The organism is Streptomyces sp. NPDC026575, from assembly GCF_055567415.1.
In genome coordinates this window covers 59,098-75,042 of sequence record NZ_JBVHQM010000011.1, presented here as the reverse complement: position 1 = coordinate 75,042, position 15,945 = coordinate 59,098, and the positions used below count along the sequence as shown (strand labels likewise).

General features: G+C 71.7%; 11 protein-coding genes. 2 read left to right on the top strand and 9 right to left on the bottom strand.

Annotated elements, in window-relative coordinates; genetic code table 11:
• Positions 1-137 precede the first annotated feature (137 nt).
• Positions 138-3,446 carry a dTMP kinase gene (gene tmk / locus ACZ4NB_RS17180; protein ID WP_467662280.1) on the bottom strand — a complete coding sequence of 1,103 codons (3,309 nt, stop codon included), beginning with the start codon at positions 3,444-3,446 and terminating at the stop codon, positions 138-140.
• A gap of 121 nt (positions 3,447-3,567) precedes the next feature.
• Positions 3,568-6,420: a type I DNA topoisomerase gene (topA, locus tag ACZ4NB_RS17175; protein ID WP_467662278.1), complete on the bottom strand. Its 2,853-nt coding sequence runs from the start codon at positions 6,418-6,420 to the stop codon at positions 3,568-3,570.
• A gap of 521 nt (positions 6,421-6,941) precedes the next feature.
• Between topA and ACZ4NB_RS17170 the strand changes: the two genes are divergently transcribed.
• The gene (locus tag ACZ4NB_RS17170; protein ID WP_467662276.1) at positions 6,942-7,532 is read left to right on the top strand and encodes a hypothetical protein; all 591 of its coding nucleotides are present in this window, start codon (positions 6,942-6,944) and stop codon (positions 7,530-7,532) included.
• Entirely contained in the window at positions 7,529-7,954 is a 426-nt protein-coding gene (locus ACZ4NB_RS17165) for a DUF2752 domain-containing protein (protein ID WP_467662274.1), read from the top strand. The genes ACZ4NB_RS17170 and ACZ4NB_RS17165 overlap by 4 nt, the downstream gene beginning before the upstream one ends.
• 89 nt (positions 7,955-8,043) lie before the next feature.
• Here ACZ4NB_RS17165 and ACZ4NB_RS17160 read toward each other — a convergent pair whose 3' ends face one another.
• The 7 genes from ACZ4NB_RS17160 to bldG form a co-directional block, all read right to left on the bottom strand.
• On the bottom strand, positions 8,044-8,448 hold the full coding sequence (locus tag ACZ4NB_RS17160; RefSeq protein ID WP_467662272.1) for a hypothetical protein: 405 nt from the start codon (positions 8,446-8,448) through the stop codon (positions 8,044-8,046).
• 302 nt (positions 8,449-8,750) lie between these two features.
• Positions 8,751-8,948: a hypothetical protein gene (locus ACZ4NB_RS17155; protein WP_467662270.1), complete on the bottom strand. Its 198-nt coding sequence runs from the start codon at positions 8,946-8,948 to the stop codon at positions 8,751-8,753.
• A gap of 190 nt (positions 8,949-9,138) precedes the next feature.
• The gene (locus ACZ4NB_RS17150) at positions 9,139-10,698 is read right to left on the bottom strand and encodes a DUF7059 domain-containing protein (RefSeq protein WP_467662269.1); all 1,560 of its coding nucleotides are present in this window, start codon (positions 10,696-10,698) and stop codon (positions 9,139-9,141) included.
• Positions 10,699-10,828: 130 nt separating this feature from the next.
• Entirely contained in the window at positions 10,829-11,404 is a 576-nt protein-coding gene (locus ACZ4NB_RS17145; protein WP_467662267.1) for a small secreted protein, read from the bottom strand.
• Positions 11,405-11,623: 219 nt separating this feature from the next.
• A complete protein-coding gene (locus ACZ4NB_RS17140; RefSeq protein WP_467662265.1) occupies positions 11,624-14,029 on the bottom strand; it encodes a sodium-translocating pyrophosphatase in 2,406 nt (801 codons plus the stop codon).
• Positions 14,030-14,909: 880 nt separating this feature from the next.
• Entirely contained in the window at positions 14,910-15,353 is a 444-nt protein-coding gene (locus tag ACZ4NB_RS17135; RefSeq protein WP_467662264.1) for an ATP-binding protein, read from the bottom strand.
• 109 nt (positions 15,354-15,462) lie between these two features.
• A complete protein-coding gene (gene bldG / locus ACZ4NB_RS17130) occupies positions 15,463-15,804 on the bottom strand; it encodes an anti-sigma factor antagonist BldG (protein ID WP_004571875.1) in 342 nt (113 codons plus the stop codon).
• Positions 15,805-15,945 lie beyond the last annotated feature (141 nt).

The window sequence follows — 15,945 nt, the reverse complement described above, 5'->3', positions numbered from 1 at the left end:
ACTGACAAACGAATCCGGAAGCCGTCTCCAGCGGCCGGTCGGCGCCCCCGTCCGGAAACGGAAAACGGCCGTGGCCGCAGCATGTCCGCTGCGGCCACGGCCGGTGGTGCGGGCCCCGTCGTTCGGCCGTGACGCGCCTAGCGGCGCCGTCCCCGACCGCCCCGGTCGCCGCCGTCGCCCGTGCCGCCGTCCGCGTCGTCGCCCTGGTGCGGGCCGAGCAACTCGTCGGCGAGCGTCGGCAGATCGTCCAGCGGGGTCTCCTCCGCCCATTCGGGTCGGGGGCGGCTGCGCTGCGCGGGCTGTGCCGGGTGACCCGTCGACGGGTCGATCTGCGGGAGTTCGCGGGTGCGCTCCACGCCCGACTCGGCCGCGGAGGGGCCCCCGGCCTCCTCGTTCGGGGCCTCCTTGCGGAACATCCACGGCGGCACCCGGTCGGTCGGGTCACCGTCCCGTACGCCATCGGAGTGGGCGTCCGGCCGTACGGGTGGCAGCACGGTGGTCTGCTCGGCGTCGGAGCCGTGGCTCCCGCGCGCGTCCCGCTCCTGGCTGACCGAGGGCAGCACGGTGGTCTGCTCCGCGTCGGAGGCCCGGTTTTCCCGCGTCTCCCGCTCCTCGCGCACCGGGGGCAGCACGGCGGTCTCGTCGGCCGCGCCGGAAGCCTCGCCGCCCCGGGGAGCCTCGGGCCACGTCACCGACTCCGTCCGCTCCTCGTCCGCTCCGGAACCGGCGGAGTCCGCCGAGCCGCCCTCGCCCAGCCGCTTGCGCAGATCGGCCACCGGCGTCTCCGCGGTGGGCGCCTCGGCCTCCTCGCGAGCCTTGGCCTCCGCCGCGGCCGCCGCCTCGGCCGCCTCCACCCGCGCCTGCTCGGCGCGCAGCAGGGCCTCCTCGGCCTTGCGCTGCTTCTCCAGGCGGCGCTCCTCGGCCTCCTGGCGCAGCCGTGCCTGCTCCTCGTGCTGCTTGCGCAGCCGCTCCTGCTCGGCCTGGCGGGCCCGCTCCTCGGCCTCGCGGCGCTGCCGCTCCTCCTCCGCCGCCTGGCGGGCCTCCTCGGCGCGCTGCCGGGCCTCGGCGGCCTGCCGGGCGGCCTCCAGCGCCTTGGCCTGCTCGGCCTCCTGGCGCTTGCGCTCCTCTTCCTCGGCGCGCAGCTTGGCGAGCTGCTCCTGGCGCTCACGCTCCAGGCGCGCCTCCTCCGCCTTGCGCGCGGCCTCCTCCTCGGCCCTGCGGCGGGCCTCCTCCTCGGCCGCCTTGCGGGCCTCGGCCTGCGCCTGGACCTCGGCCTCGGACAACGGGAGGACCTGGTCGAGGCGGTGCCGTACGACGGTGGTGACGGCCGCGGGCTCCTGCCCGGCGTCGACGACCAGATAGCGCGCGGGGTCGGCGGCGGCCAGGGCCAGGAAGCCGGCCCGTACCCGCTGGTGGAAGGCGGCGGGCTCGGACTCCAGCCGGTCCGGTGCCTCGGTGAAGCGCTCGCGGGCGGTCTCCGGGGAGATGTCGAGCAGCACGGTCAGGTGCGGGACCAGGCCGTCGGTCGCCCAGCGGGAGATCCGGGCGATCTCCGTGGGCGCGAGGTTGCGCCCGGCGCCCTGGTAGGCGACCGAGGAGTCGATGTACCGGTCGGTGATGACGACCGCGCCGCGCTCCAGGGCGGGCCGGATGACGCTGTCGACGTGCTCGGCCCGGTCGGCGGCGAACATCAGCGCCTCCGCACGGTCCGAGAGTCCGGACGTCGAGACGTCCAGGATGATCGAACGCAGTCGCTTGCCGATGGCGGTGGCGCCCGGTTCACGGGTCACCACGACCTCGTGGCCCTTGGCGCGGATCCACTCGGCGAGCGCCTCGACCTGGGTGGACTTACCGGCGCCGTCGCCGCCCTCCAGGGCGATGAAGAAGCCGGTGGCGGCGGGCGTCTGCGTCGGGTCGCCGCCGCGCAGCGCCTCGCGCAGATCGCGTCGTAGCGATACGCCCTCGCGGTCGTCGAGCTTGCTCAGGACCAGGGCGGCGACCGGCAGCAGCAGCGCGCCGACCAGCATCAGCGCGTAGGCGGCGCCCCCGTAGGAGAAGTCGAAGGTGCCGTTGCCCAGGTGGTGCGGGCCGATGACGGCCGCGAGCAGGGGCGAGACGATGGCGGCCAGTGCGATCGCGAGCCGTACGACGGCGTGCAGATGCTCGGTCGTACGGGCGGTGCGGAACTCCTCGGACTCCTGGTCCAGCAGGGTGTGTCCCGTATTGGCGGCGATACCGGCGCCGCCACCGGCCAGCAGCGCGAGCACCACGACCGTCGTCACGTCCGGGACCAGGCCCATGGCCAGCAGTGCCAGGCCGGTGGCGGCGATCGCCAGGGCGAGCAGCCGGCGCCGGGAGAGCGCGGGCAGCACCCGTCGGGCGCCGCGGATGCCGACGGCCGTACCGCCGGTCAGCGCGAGCACCAGGAGCGCGAAGGTGGCCGGTCCGCCCGACAGGTCGTAGGCGTGGAGTACGGCGAGCGAGACGGCCGAGGCGATCCCGGCGGCGACCGCCGCGCAGGCCGGCACCAGCAGCGGGATCGCTCCCGTACGGCCCTTGTCCCCGCCCGGCCGGGCGCCCTCCGCCGTGTCACCGGTGGACTTGGGGCGGTGCAGCCCCTCCAGGGGGGACCGGGGCCGCGGCGTCTGCGTACCGGGAAGCTCGATGAAGTAGAGGATCGATACGGAGGCGGCGAACAGCCCGGCGGCCACATAGGAACCGAGCGCGACCTGGTGGAGGTGGAACCAGTCGATGCCGGTGCCCAGGAGCTTGCTGATCAGCGTGACGACTACCAGGGCGGTGGCCGCGATCGGCAGCGAGACGAAGGTCGTGCGCATCGACAGCCGGCGCAGGGCGTCCCTGTTGTCCGGCAGCGGCCGTACCGCGGCGCCCTCCGGGGGCGGGGTGGGCAGCAGTCCGGGGGCCGCGCTCTCCCGGCAGACCGTCCAGAAGCGCTCGGCGACGCCGGTGACGAAGACCGTGACCAGCAGCCAGGCCAGCGCGTCGGCCGGCGTCCAGTCGATCCACAGCGGGGCGATGACCAGCAGCGCGAGCCGCACCACATCCGCGCCGATCATCGTCCAGCGCCGGTCCAGCGGCCCGGAGGGCGCCGTGAGCGCCGAGAGCGGCCCCAGCAGGACGGCCCCGAAGAGCAGCATCGCCAGCATCCGGGCCGCGAAGACCGTGGTGACGGCCAGGGCGACGCCCCGATAGCCGCCACCGAAGACGGCCTCGCCCCCCACCGGTACGTACAGCGCCGCCTGGAGGGAGAGCACTATCAGGACAAGCATGGACAGGGCATCGCCGATGCCCCCGACAAATTGGGCGCTCCACAGCCGCTTCAGCGGGGGGAACCGCAACAGGGCTCGCACCGCGCGCTCGCGGGAATCCGCCGCCAGGGCGCCTGAAGTGGGGGTCACGACCGTTGGCTGCTCGGTACGCGTCATCTCGCCAGCCTATCGGGACGGTCCGCGCCGTCGGGCGCCCGCCCGAACAAACGGGCGGGCTCGACGGAACACGTCCGTCTTGCCCGCCCTTGTCCTGCGCCGAAAGCCCGGCGGCACGGTCTCAGTCGTCGGCCGACGCCGCCGTCTTCTTGGCCGCCGCGGTCTTCGCGGTGGCCTTCTTGGCGGTCGTCTTCTTCGCCGTGGTCGTCTTCTTGGCCGCGGTCTTCTTCGCGGCGGTCGTCTTCTTCGCCGCCGTCTTCTTGGCCGTGGTCTTCTTCGCCACCGCCTTCTTGGCGGTCTTCTTCGCCGGCCCCTTGGCGCGCTTCTCCGCCAGCAGCTCGTAGCCGCGCTCGGCGGTGATCGTCTCGACGTCGTCGTCCCGCCGCAGCGTCGCGTTGGTCTCGCCGTCGGTGACATACGCGCCGAAGCGGCCGTCCTTGACCACCACCGGCTTGCCGCTGACCGGGTCCGTGCCCAGCTCCTTCAGCGGCGGCTTGGCGGCGGCCCGCCCGCGCTGCTTGGGCTGGGCGTAGATCGCCAGCGCCTCGTCGAGGGTGATGCTGAAGAGCTGCTCCTCGTTCTCCAGGGAGCGCGAGTCGGTGCCCTTCTTGAGGTACGGGCCGTAGCGGCCGTTCTGCGCGGTGATCTCCACGCCCTCGGCGTCCGGGCCGACGACCCGCGGCAGCGACATCAGCTTGAGCGCGTCCTCAAGGGTCACCGTGTCCAGGGACATCGACTTGAAGAGCGAGGCGGTGCGCGGCTTGACCGCGTTCTTCCCGGTCTTCGGGGTGCCCTCGGGCAGGACCTCGGTGACGTACGGGCCGTAGCGGCCGTCCTTGGCGACGATCTCGTGGCCGCTGACCGGGTCGGTGCCCAGCGCGAAGTCGCCGCTGGGCTTGGCCAGCAGCTCCTCCGCGTACTCCACGGTCAGCTCGTCGGGCGCGAGGTCGTCGGGGACGTCGGCCCGCTGGTGGCCCTCGGAGTCCTTCTCGCCGCGCTCGATGTACGGGCCGTAGCGGCCGACCCGCAGCTTGATGTCGTCGCTGACCGGGAACGAGGAGATCTCCCGGGCGTCGATCGCGCCCAGGTCCTCGACCAGCTCCTTCAGCCCGCCGAGGTGGTCGCCGTCGCCGTTGCCGGCGTCCGAGGCGGCGCCCACCGAATCCGCGTCCTCGCCCTCGCCGAAGTAGAAGCGCCGCAGCCACGGCACGGCCTGCGCCTCACCACGGGCGATGCGGTCGAGGTCGTCCTCCATCTTGGCAGTGAAGTCGTAGTCGACCAGGCGGCCGAAGTGCTTCTCCAGGAGGTTGACCACCGCGAAGGACAGGAACGACGGGACGAGCGCGGTGCCCTTCTTGAAGACATAGCCGCGGTCCAGGATCGTGCCGATGATCGACGCGTACGTCGACGGGCGGCCGATCTCGCGCTCCTCCAGCTCCTTGACCAGCGTGGCCTCGGTGTAGCGGGCCGGCGGCTTGGTGGCGTGGCCGTCGGCGGTGATCTCCCGCGCGGCCAGCGCGTCGCCCTCGGCGACCTGCGGCAGCCGGCGCTCGCGGTCGTCCAGCTCGGCGTTGGGGTCGTCGGCGCCCTCCACGTAGGCCTTGAGGAAGCCGTGGAAGGTGATCGTCTTGCCGGACGCGGTGAACTCGGCGTCGCGGCCGTCGGCGGCCCGGCCACCGATCTTGACCGTGACGGAGTTACCGGTGGCGTCCTTCATCTGCGAGGCGACGGTGCGCTTCCAGATCAGCTCGTAGAGCCGGAACTGGTCGCCGGTCAGCCCGGTCTCGGCCGGGGTGCGGAAGCGGTCGCCGGAGGGGCGGATCGCCTCGTGCGCCTCCTGGGCGTTCTTGACCTTGCCGGCGTACGTGCGCGGCTTGTCCGGCAGGTAGTTCGCGCCGTACAGATGCGTCACCTGCGCCCGGGCCGCGGCGACCGCGGTGTCCGAGAGCGTGGTGGAGTCCGTACGCATATAGGTGATGAAGCCGTTCTCGTACAGCTTCTGCGCCACCTGCATGGTCGCCTTGGCGCCGAAGCCGAGCTTGCGGCTGGCCTCCTGCTGGAGGGTCGTCGTACGGAACGGGGCGTACGGCGAGCGGCGGTAGGGCTTGGACTCGACCGAGCGCACCGCAAAGTCGGCGTTCTCCAGGGCGGCGGCGAGCGCGCGGGCGTTCGCCTCGTCCAGATGGAGCACATCGTTCTTGAGCTGCCCGTTGGGGCCGAAGTCGCGGCCCTGCGCGACCCGGCGGCCGTCGACGGTGTTCAAGCGGGCGGTCAGGGTCGACGGGTCGCTCGCGTCACCGGCCCGGCCGGTGGAGAAGGTGCCGGTCAGGTCCCAGTACTCCGCGGAGCGGAAGGCGATGCGCTCGCGCTCCCGCTCGACGACCAGCCGGGTCGCGACGGACTGCACACGGCCGGCCGACAGCCGGGGCATGACCTTCTTCCACAGGACCGGCGAGACCTCGTAGCCGTAGAGGCGGTCGAGGATCCGCCGGGTCTCCTGGGCGTCGACCAGCTTCTGGTTGAGGTCGCGCGGGTTGGCGACGGCCTCGCGGATCGCGTCCTTGGTGATCTCGTGGAAGACCATCCGGTGGACCGGGACCTTGGGCTTGAGGATCTCCTGCAGATGCCAGGCGATGGCCTCGCCCTCGCGGTCCTCATCTGTGGCGAGGAAGAGTTCGTCGGACTCGGCCAGCAGCTCCTTGAGCTTCTTGACCTGGTCCTTCTTATCGCTGTTGACCACATAGATCGGCTGGAAGTCGGCATCGACGTTCACGCCGAGGCGGGCCCAGGGCTCGCCCTTGTACTTCGCCGGAACCTCCGCCGCGCCGTTGGGCAGGTCGCGGATGTGCCCCACGCTCGCCTCGACCACATAGCCGGGGCCGAGGTAGCCCTTGATCGTCTTCGCCTTGGCAGGCGACTCGACGATGACAAGTCGGCGGCCGCCGCCCTCTGAGGCTTCGTTGGTCGGGGACAACTTCGCTCTTCTCTCCGGTCGACGCTGGGATTGCTCCCCGGCCGGTTCGCCGGGGCGCACTGCGGTGACGCTTGACGCTGCGGAGTGTGACGGTACCTCCCGCCCCCGTGTCAAACGGAAAAACCCCGCAACGCCACTCGAACGGTAACCCGACTACATGGCTTCATGCCGCCCGGACCGCATCAGCCGCTCTTTACGGCCCCCGGAGCGGGTCGTATGGATCATGGCGGGGCCGCGGCGGTTCCCGGCGCCCTCCCAGGTCGTCGTCCGCACCCCGCTACCACCGGGCCGCCGATGATCTCGCAGAGTGACGGATCGCGTGCGGAGCATCGGCGCCCGGTGTCCCCGCCGTCGCGCCGGCGGCGCCGGCGACGGTCACAAGGCGGCGCCAGATCCCGTCATCGCCTTGATACGGCATGTGAGCGGGCTGGCAGGATGGGCGCAGGACGAACACACGGCACGGCTCACCGCTAGAGCCGAGCACCGCCGTGGTCACGCAGACACTCGGGGGGACATCACCCATGGCGAACCAGTACCCCGGACCGCCACCGGAGCAGCCCGGCCAGCCCGCTCAGGCCGGCCAGAATCCGTACGCCACTCCGGCCGGGGGCCAGCCCGCCGACCCCGGATACGGCTATCCGCAGGGCGGCCGCCCCGGGGAGCCCGGATACGGCTATCCGCAGGCCGGCTCGCAGCCGCCCCCGCCCGGTTTCCCGCCGAGCGCTCCGCCGCCGGCGCCCGGCGCGTTCCAGGGCGCGCCCCAGGCCGGCGGGATGTCGCTGTCGCTCGGCGATATCGCGGTGAGCGGCGACACGATCATGACGCCGGCCGGGCCGATGCCCCTCAAGGGCGCCATCTGGACGGCGACGGACATGTCGCGGACCGAGGAGAAGATCCCGGCGCACGCGGTCGTCCTCGCCATCGTCTTCTTCCTCTTCTGCCTGCTCGGCCTGCTGTTCCTGCTGATGAAGGAGCGGGTGACGACCGGGTTCGTGCAGATCACGGTGAACAGCGGGGGCCGGCACCACTCCACGATGGTCCCGGTGCAGTCGCGCGAGCAGGTGATGTTCGTCCTCAACCAGGTCAACTACGCCAGGTCGCTGAGCGTGTGACCCCCCTGGAACCCGCCCGGCCGCCCAGCGGGGCGTCGATCCGGAGCCGCACCCTGCGCCGGGCGTCGATCGCGCTCGGCGTGGGCGGGGCGGCCGCCGTCTACCTCTGGCACACCAATCCGCACCGGCCCGGACAGGCGCTGCTCGCCTGCCCGTTCAAGTGGTGCACCGGATTGCTGTGCCCGGCGTGCGGCGGGACGCGGATGGCGTACGACCTGATGCACGGTGATGTCGCGGCGGCGTTCCACGACAACGCCGTGCTGCTCACCCTGGGCGTGCCGGCCGTGGCGTACTTCGCCGGGCGCTGGCTGATCGCCGGGCTCCGCGGACGGGCCCACCCGATCCGGCTGACGGCCCGGAGCAACGCCGTGGTGTTCGGCATCGCCGCGGTGTGGATGGTCGCCCGCAACCTGGTGGGGTAGGGCCTGTGCGGCGGCCTCGGGGCGCGCCGCGCGGGCGTGCCCCGGCCGTCCGACGGATGTGACCGGATCTGGGTGGACGGTCGTCGACGTCAGCGGACGGTGACCGCGACCACCGGCGAGACGGTGTTGCCCGCGGCTATCCGGAGCTGGTTGGCGCCCTTGATGCCGAGCTTGACCCGCACCGAGTACGCACCGCCCTTGTTGACCGGGGACTTGGCGGGCAGCGACACCCACTTCTTGCCCTGCTTCTGCTGGACGGTGACCTGCGTGCCGGCCTTGATGCCCTTGGCGACGCCGGAGATCCGGAACTCCTGCCATGCCTTGACCGAGTTCACGCTGGCCTTGGCGGTCAGCGAGGCGGCGGCCGGAGCGGCGGCCGCGGCCGGCCTGGCGGTGTGGACGTCCTGCGGCGCGGCGAAGGCGGCGGCCGAACCGCCGGCGAGCAGGGAGGCGGCGAGGGCGCCGACGGTGGCGTAGCGAAGTGCACGGTTCATGGGAGTTCCTCACAGACGGTGTACGGGCCGTTGGCGGCCTTCACCGAGGAACATGGCCAGGGGCCCGCCGGCGTTCCACGTAACGGCACATATCGGCCACCTGTCGGCCAGCTGTTACAGAACTGTCCGGAAGCACACGGAACGGCCTATCGGGCGGCCTACGAGGGTGGCCGGGGGGCCTTGCCGGGGCGACTCATGGGGTGGCTCGCCGGGTGGCTCGCCGGGGCGACGGCGCGGCGGGCGGCCGTAGGGCGAGATGGCCCCTTGCCTGCGTGGCGAGTCAGGACGGGCTGCCCGGGCGGCTACAGCGTGGCCAGCAGCCAGCCCCCCGTGGCCAGGAACGCCACCCCGGCCAGCAGCGCCGCCAGCGCGGCGAGCGGCCGGCTGACGCCCTCGGCGACCGGATGACCGGTCCGTGCGCAGACGCCCGTCCACACCAGCAGTCCGGCGCCGAACAGCGCGAAGGCCGCGCCGGCGAACACCTCGGGTCCACTCTCCATGCGGGCAGCGTGGCACCCCAGGACGGCATCCGGGCGAACGCCGGATGAACGGCTTCGGCTTCTCCCGTACGGACCCGCTTCCCCCGGGCCCCCGTCACGGATTCCTACCGCGGCCCCTGCCCTGGCCGCCCCCTGGCTCTCCCCCGGCCTCTCCCCTGGAGGTCCGCTCCAGTGCCCTCCGCTCCGGCCGTCAGTCGGCCCTGGCCACCGGCTCCAGGAACCCCTGCTCGACCAGCATCCGGATGGAGGCCGGTGTGCGGTCCCGCAGCAGGACCGGGTCCTCGCCCACGAGTTGGGCGATGGCATCGAGGATCCGCCCGGCGGGCAGCGAGCCGTCGCACACCCCGGCGAAGCCCGCACCGACCGTGTCCACCTTCGTCGCCCTTCGCATACCGCGGTTCTGACGGAGCACCACATGCTCGGGGTCCTCCGCCCCGGGCAGCCCGACCTGCTCCTGGACGACCTCGTCGGCCAACCGGAAGTGGCCCGCCAGCAGCGCCGCGTCGTCGGTGGACCGCAGATAGTCCTGACGGTCGAAGTGCCCCACGACCGACTCCCCCAGCGGCTGTTCGACCGGATGCGGCCACTCCTCGACCGTGATGGACGGGGTGTCGGACCCGGACTTGCGCAGCGTGATCCAGCCGAAGCCGATGGCCTTGGTCTTGCGGGCCTCGAACTCGTCGAGCCAGGCGTCGTACCGCGCGGCGTACGCCCCGGCGTCGGCGCGGTGGTCACCGGCGTCGCGCAGCCACAGCTCGGTGTACTGGGTGATGTCCTGCACCTCGCGCTGCACGATCCAGGCGTCGCAGCCGCGCGGCACCCAGGAGCGCAGCCGGTCGTGCCACTCCTCGCCCGCCACATGCTGCCAATTGGCCAGCAGCTGGCAGTATCCGCCGTCGTTGAGGTGCGCGGCGGACTGCTGGACCAGCGTCCGGCACAGGTCGTCGCCGCCCATACCGCCGTCCCGGTAGGTCAGCCGCGCCCCGTCGGACGCCAGGGGCGAGATCACGAACGGCGGGTTGGACACGATCAGGTCGTACGTCTCGTCGCCGACCGGCTCGAACAGCGAGCCCTCCCGCAGATCCGCCGCGCCCGCCCCGGAGAGCGCCAGCGTCAGCGCGGCGATCCGCAGCGCCCGGGGGTTGAGGTCGGTACCCGTGACCCGGGTGGCGTGCTGGGCGGCGTGCAGCGCCTGGATGCCGGAGCCCGTACCGAGATCGAGCGCCTTGGCCACCGGCCGGCGGACCGTGATCCCGGCGAGGGTCGTGGAGGCGCCGCCGACGCCGAGCACCAGCTGCGCGCGCTCGGCCTCCCCGGCGCCCCGGATACCGCCGGCGCCGCCGACCGCGCAGCCCAGGTCGGAGACGATCCACCAGTCCTGCCCCTCGGGGCCGCCGTACGGGCGCACATCCACCTGGGCGCGCAGCTCGTCGCCGTCCTGCACCAGCCAGCCGTCGGCGAGGCAGTCCTCGACCGGCAGCGCCGCCCGCGCCCGCCGCAGCTCCACCGGGCGCTGGAGCAGGAAGAGCCGCACCAGCGTCTCCAACGGGCTCTCGCCGCGGGTCGCCCGCAGCGCGGGAACGGTCTCGCTGCGCGCCAGCGCGGCATAGGCCGGGGCGCCGAGCAGGTCCAGCAACCCGTCGGCGGTGAAGTCGGCGGCCAGCAGCGCCTCGCGCAGCCGGGCGGTGCGGGCGCTGCTCTCGGGGTCCTGGGCATCTGCGGTGGGGAGGTGCGTACTCACGTCCCCCATTGTCGGCCCTGCCGCTGACAATCGGCGACGGCCCGGCGCCACGCCCTCCTCGGGCGCGTCGCCGGGCCGTACGGACCGCCGCCGGTCCGCGTGCACCGGACCGGTTCCACGCGTCGTACGCCGCCGGTTCCTAGGACTTCTTGGGCGACGGGGCCCCGGATACACCCTGGCTGCTCTGGCAGCCCGGCTGGCCGGCCATCGCCGTACCGACCTCGCCGGACTCCAGCTTCTTGAAGGCCGCCTCGCTCTGCTTGTTGAGTTTGTTGATGCCGCTGGACAGATCGCGCAGACCGTCCGCGAACTTGAGTTTGTCCTTGGTGTTCAGGCCCTCGACCTGCTTCTTGAGGTTCGCGTATCCCTGGGAGAGCAACTTGAGCTCTGTGACGGCGTGCTTCTGCGCCTCGGCGTTCTCGCCGGGCGGGGGCCCGGCCTTGTCCAGGTTCTTGGCCAGCGTGGCGTAGGCGTCGGAGATCTGCTGGAACGCCTTCGAGTCGGTCTGCTGGACCTTCGTGGAGTCCGTGCTGCCGTTGTCGGCAGTCTGCATGGCGGCGTTGGCATCCTGGATCTTCTTGAACTGAGCCTGCGCGGAGTCGCAGAACGTCTTCGCCCAGTCGTTGAGCTTCTTGCTGTTGTCCTCGCTGCAGCCGGTCAGCGCGAGCACCAGTGCCGCACCGCCGGACAGTGCAGCCACAAGCTTCTTGTTCACCGGATTGGTCCCTTCCATGGCTCTCGGCCCCGGAACATACACGCCCAAAGGGCCTGGCCCATGGGTCGGGCATTGCCTCCGCCCCTCATTGCAGCCATTTGCACCAAGGACTTCAGGGCCACCCGGGCAGCCGAAAGGGCGGGTGGCCGGCGTAGGTGAAAAACGCCGTCCACCCGCCCAGTTGAGCGGTCCGCGAGCCCTTTCGGAGGTGCTTGGCCCTTAGGACGCCACGGCCGTCTTGGCCGATTTGGCGACGCTCTCCGGGTCTTCGGAGTTGCCTTCGTCACCTACCGCGATTCCGCGCCGCTTGGAGACGTAGACCGCACCGACGATGACGGCGATCGCCAGCACCGCGACCACGAGCCGTACGCCGAGGCTCTTGTCCTCGCCGTACGAGAACTTCACCACAGCGGGCGCGATCAGCAGCGCCACCAGGTTCATGACCTTCAGCAGCGGGTTGATCGCCGGGCCCGCGGTGTCCTTGAACGGGTCGCCCACGGTGTCGCCGATGACCGTCGCCTCGTGCGCCTCGCTGCCCTTGCCGCCGTGGTGGCCGTCCTCGACCAGCTTCTTGGCGTTGTCCCACGCGCCACCGGAGTTCGCGAGGAAGACCGCCATCAGCGTGCCGGTGCCGATCGCGCCCGCCAGGAACGAGCCGAGCGCGCCGACGCCGAGCGAGAAGCCGACCGCGATGGGGGTGAGCACCGCCAGCAGCCCTGGGGTGGCCAGTTCGCGCAGCGCGTCCTTGGTGCAGATGTCGACGACCCGGCCGTACTCCGGCGTCTCGGTGTAGTCCATGATCCCGGGCTTCTCCCGGAACTGCCGGCGCACCTCGAAGACCACCGCGCCCGCCGACCGCGACACCGCGTTGATCGCCAGCCCGGAGAACAGGAAGACGACCGAGGCGCCGAGGACCAGCCCGACCAGGTTGTTGGGCTGCGAGATGTCCAGGCTGAGCCCCATCCCGCTTGCCGCGCTGCCGACTTCGCGTACGGCGGTGGCGATCGCGTCCCGGTACGAACCGAAGAGCGCGGCGGCGGCCAGTACGGCCGTCGCGATGGCGATGCCCTTGGTGATGGCCTTGGTGGTGTTGCCGACGGCGTCCAGGTCGGTCAGCACCTGCGCGCCGTCACCGGTGACATCTCCGGACATCTCCGCGATGCCCTGCGCGTTGTCGGAGACCGGGCCGAAGGTGTCCATCGCCACGATCACGCCGACCGTGGTCAGCAGGCCGGTGCCGGCCAGCGCCACCGCGAACAGCGCCAGCATGATGGAGGCGCCGCCCAGCAGGAACGCCCCGTAGACCGCGAGGCCGATCAGCACCGCCGAGTAGACGGCCGACTCCAGGCCGATCGAGATGCCGGAGAGGATGACGGTGGCCGGACCGGTCAGCGAGGTCTTGCCGATGTCCCTGACGGGCCGCCGGTTGGTCTCGGTGAAGTAGCCGGTCAGCTGCTGGATCAGCGCGGCGAGCACGATGCCGATGGCGACCGCCACCAGCGCCAGCATCCGGGGGTCGCCGCTCCGGCCGAGGATGTCCGGGTCGGTGACGCCCTTCAGGTCCCGGTAGCTGGACGGCAGGTAGGTGAACACCGCGGCGGCCACCAGGAGCAGCGAGATGGCCGCGGAGACGAAGAAGCCGCGGTTGATCGCCGTCATACCGCTGCGGTCGCTGCGCCGGGGCGCGACGACGAAGATGCCGATCATCGCGGTGACCACGCCGATGGCCGGGACCAGCAGCGGGAAGGCGAGCCCGGCGTTGCCGAAGGCCGCCATGCCCAGGATGAGGGCGGCGACCAGGGTCACCGCGTACGACTCGAAGAGGTCGGCCGCCATACCGGCGCAGTCCCCGACGTTGTCGCCCACGTTGTCCGCGATGGTCGCGGCGTTGCGCGGGTCGTCCTCGGGGATGCCCTGCTCGACCTTGCCGACGAGGTCGGCGCCGACGTCCGCGGCCTTGGTGAAGATCCCGCCGCCGACCCTCATGAACATGGCGATCAGCGCGGCGCCGAGGCCGAAGCCCTCCAGCACCTTGGGCGCGTCGACCGCGTACACGAGCACCACACAGGACGCGCCGAGCAGGCCCAGCCCCACGGTGAACATGCCGACGACGCCACCGGTGCGAAATGCGATCTTCATGGCCGTGTGCGAGACCGCCGTAAGATCCTTTTCCCGTTTATCGCCCTCGGCCGGAGTGGCCTCCCGGGCGGCCGCCGCCACCCGCACATTGGCGCGGACCGCGAGCCACATGCCGATATAGCCGGTGGCCGCCGAGAATCCGGCACCGATCAAGAAGAAGGCGCTGCGTCCGGCGCGCTGCGTCCAGTTGTCCGCGGGCAGCAGCATGAGCAGGAAGAACACCACGACGGCGAATACGCCGAGGGTCCGCAACTGCCGGGCCAGGTAGGCATTCGCGCCTTCCTGCACGGCCGCCGCGATCTTCTTCATACTGTCGGTTCCCTGGCCGGCCGCGAGTACTTGGCGAACCAGCACCGCCGCGACAGCCAGGGCCGCCAGGGCGACCACGGCGATCACCAGCACGATGCCGCGATTGCCTGCCGTCAGCGAGGGCCCGGCCAGAAAAGAGGGGGTGTCAAGCAACTGAGGGGTGTAAGGCCCCGCCATTCGTCCTCCTTGACGTTTGGCACATGGGCGCGCGGAAGCACGCTCAGGCGTCCTGAGCAAGATGTGGACGGATTGTAGGGAGCCGCGGTTGATCAAAACAGGGCGCGTCAAAGGGAATTCGCCGGTAGCTGCGAAGATCAAAAGGCTGGCGGCACACGGAATTCGCCCGGACGAAGGAAAGGCGTGAATTGGCTGACCGCAGCCCGATGATCTCCATGTCGTACTGATCGTCAATTGCCCGCCGATTGATCGCCGCTGCTCAAAGGGGGCGGTCCCGTCACCCGAGCCGGTTGTGGCCTGCGTGACGGCCGAGAGAATTGAGCCGCTCGGCCGCGGCCGAACGGGTGGCCCGGGGCGCGCGGGTGGCCCTCCGACGCGAGGCGAGGGCCAGTGATAGGCCGTCAGATCGAGTCCGGATCGCAACGCATGAGTGAGCTGGTGGAGGAACCCGGGGCCCCCGGGGGAGGCGGCTGAGGGCCAGGGGATGGTGGGGTGGTGGGTTCGCGGGGCGCTCGCGTCGGGCGGGGCGCTCACGCGGTCGTCAGCGGCGCCTGGCAGGCCCGTGGGGCCGCTCCGGCCGTCCGGCGTGGCTCTGGCCGTCCGGCGTGGCGGACGTCGAACGGGGCCGGCGGACGCGCGAGCGATGGGCCTGTCGCAGCCGTCGGGACCGGCACCGGGACCGTCGGTCCGCGGGCATGCTCGTACGGCTGGCTGCTGGCTGCTGGCTGCTGGCTGCTGGCTGCTGGCTGCTGGCTGCTGGCTGCTGGCTGCTGGCTGCTGGCTGCTGGCAGGCTCGCGTACGGCTGGTGCGCTCGGCGCCAAGACCGGCGCCCCTCTCGCGCTCAGGCCCGCGTTCTCGCGCTCAGGCCGGCAGTCCGCGCTATGGCAGAACGGCCGCCGTCGTCGTGGGCCAGCTCATGCGGATCATCCCGCCGCCCTCACCGGAGGTCACCTCGACGTCATCGACCAGCCCGCTGATCACGGCGAGGCCCATCTCGTCCTCGCCCTCGGCATCGCTCTCCGGGACGCTCTCGGCCTCGTCGGAGCCCCGGGCACCGGCCGCCCCGGAGGCGCCGGACACCCCGTCGCCCACCTCGATCGAGAACTTCTTCTCGTCCTCGATCAGCAGCACCCGCACCGGGGCCGAGATGTCATGGCTCTCATGCAGCCCCACGGCCCGGCTGCAGGCCTCGCCGACAGCGAGCCGCACCTCGTCCAGCACGGCCTCGTCCACCCCGGCGCGCCGGGCCACGGCAGCCGCGACCAGTCGCGCGGTGCGGACATGCTCGGGAAGGGCGCTGAAGCGAAGTTCGACGGTGGCCATGCCATCCCCCTCGATATGCGGGCGTGCGGCGCAGGGGGCCGGACACCGGTCCGGTACCCCCCACTACTTCCTCCCCCGCGCCGGCCGGCGCGGGGGTACCGGCAAGCCGTCAGTCAGTGGCTGCGACGGCTTCGTCGACCGAGGTGTGAATCGGGAACACCTTGGTCAGTCCGGTAATACGGAAGATCTTGAGAATGCGCTCCTGGTTGCAGACCAGGCGCAGCGAGCCCTCATGGGCACGCACCCGCTTGAGCCCGCCGACCAGCACGCCGAGCCCAGTGGAGTCCAGGAAGTCGACACGTTCCATGTCCACCACGAGGTGGTAGCTTCCGTCGTTCACAAGCTCGACCAGCTGCTCCCGCAGCTTGGGCGCGGTGTATACATCAATCTCGCCACCGACCTCGACGACCGTACGGTCGCCAACGGTCCGGGTCGACAGGGACAGGTCCACGGATCCTCCAGCACCTTGCTATCGAGCGGTCGCCCCCCTGGGGCCTCCCCACCGAAGGTAGGGGCGGATCTGGCAGCCGCGATGGCATTCAATCACTTACCAGTAGGCGTGCACGACGCCCTTTGAGCATTGTCCGTCACT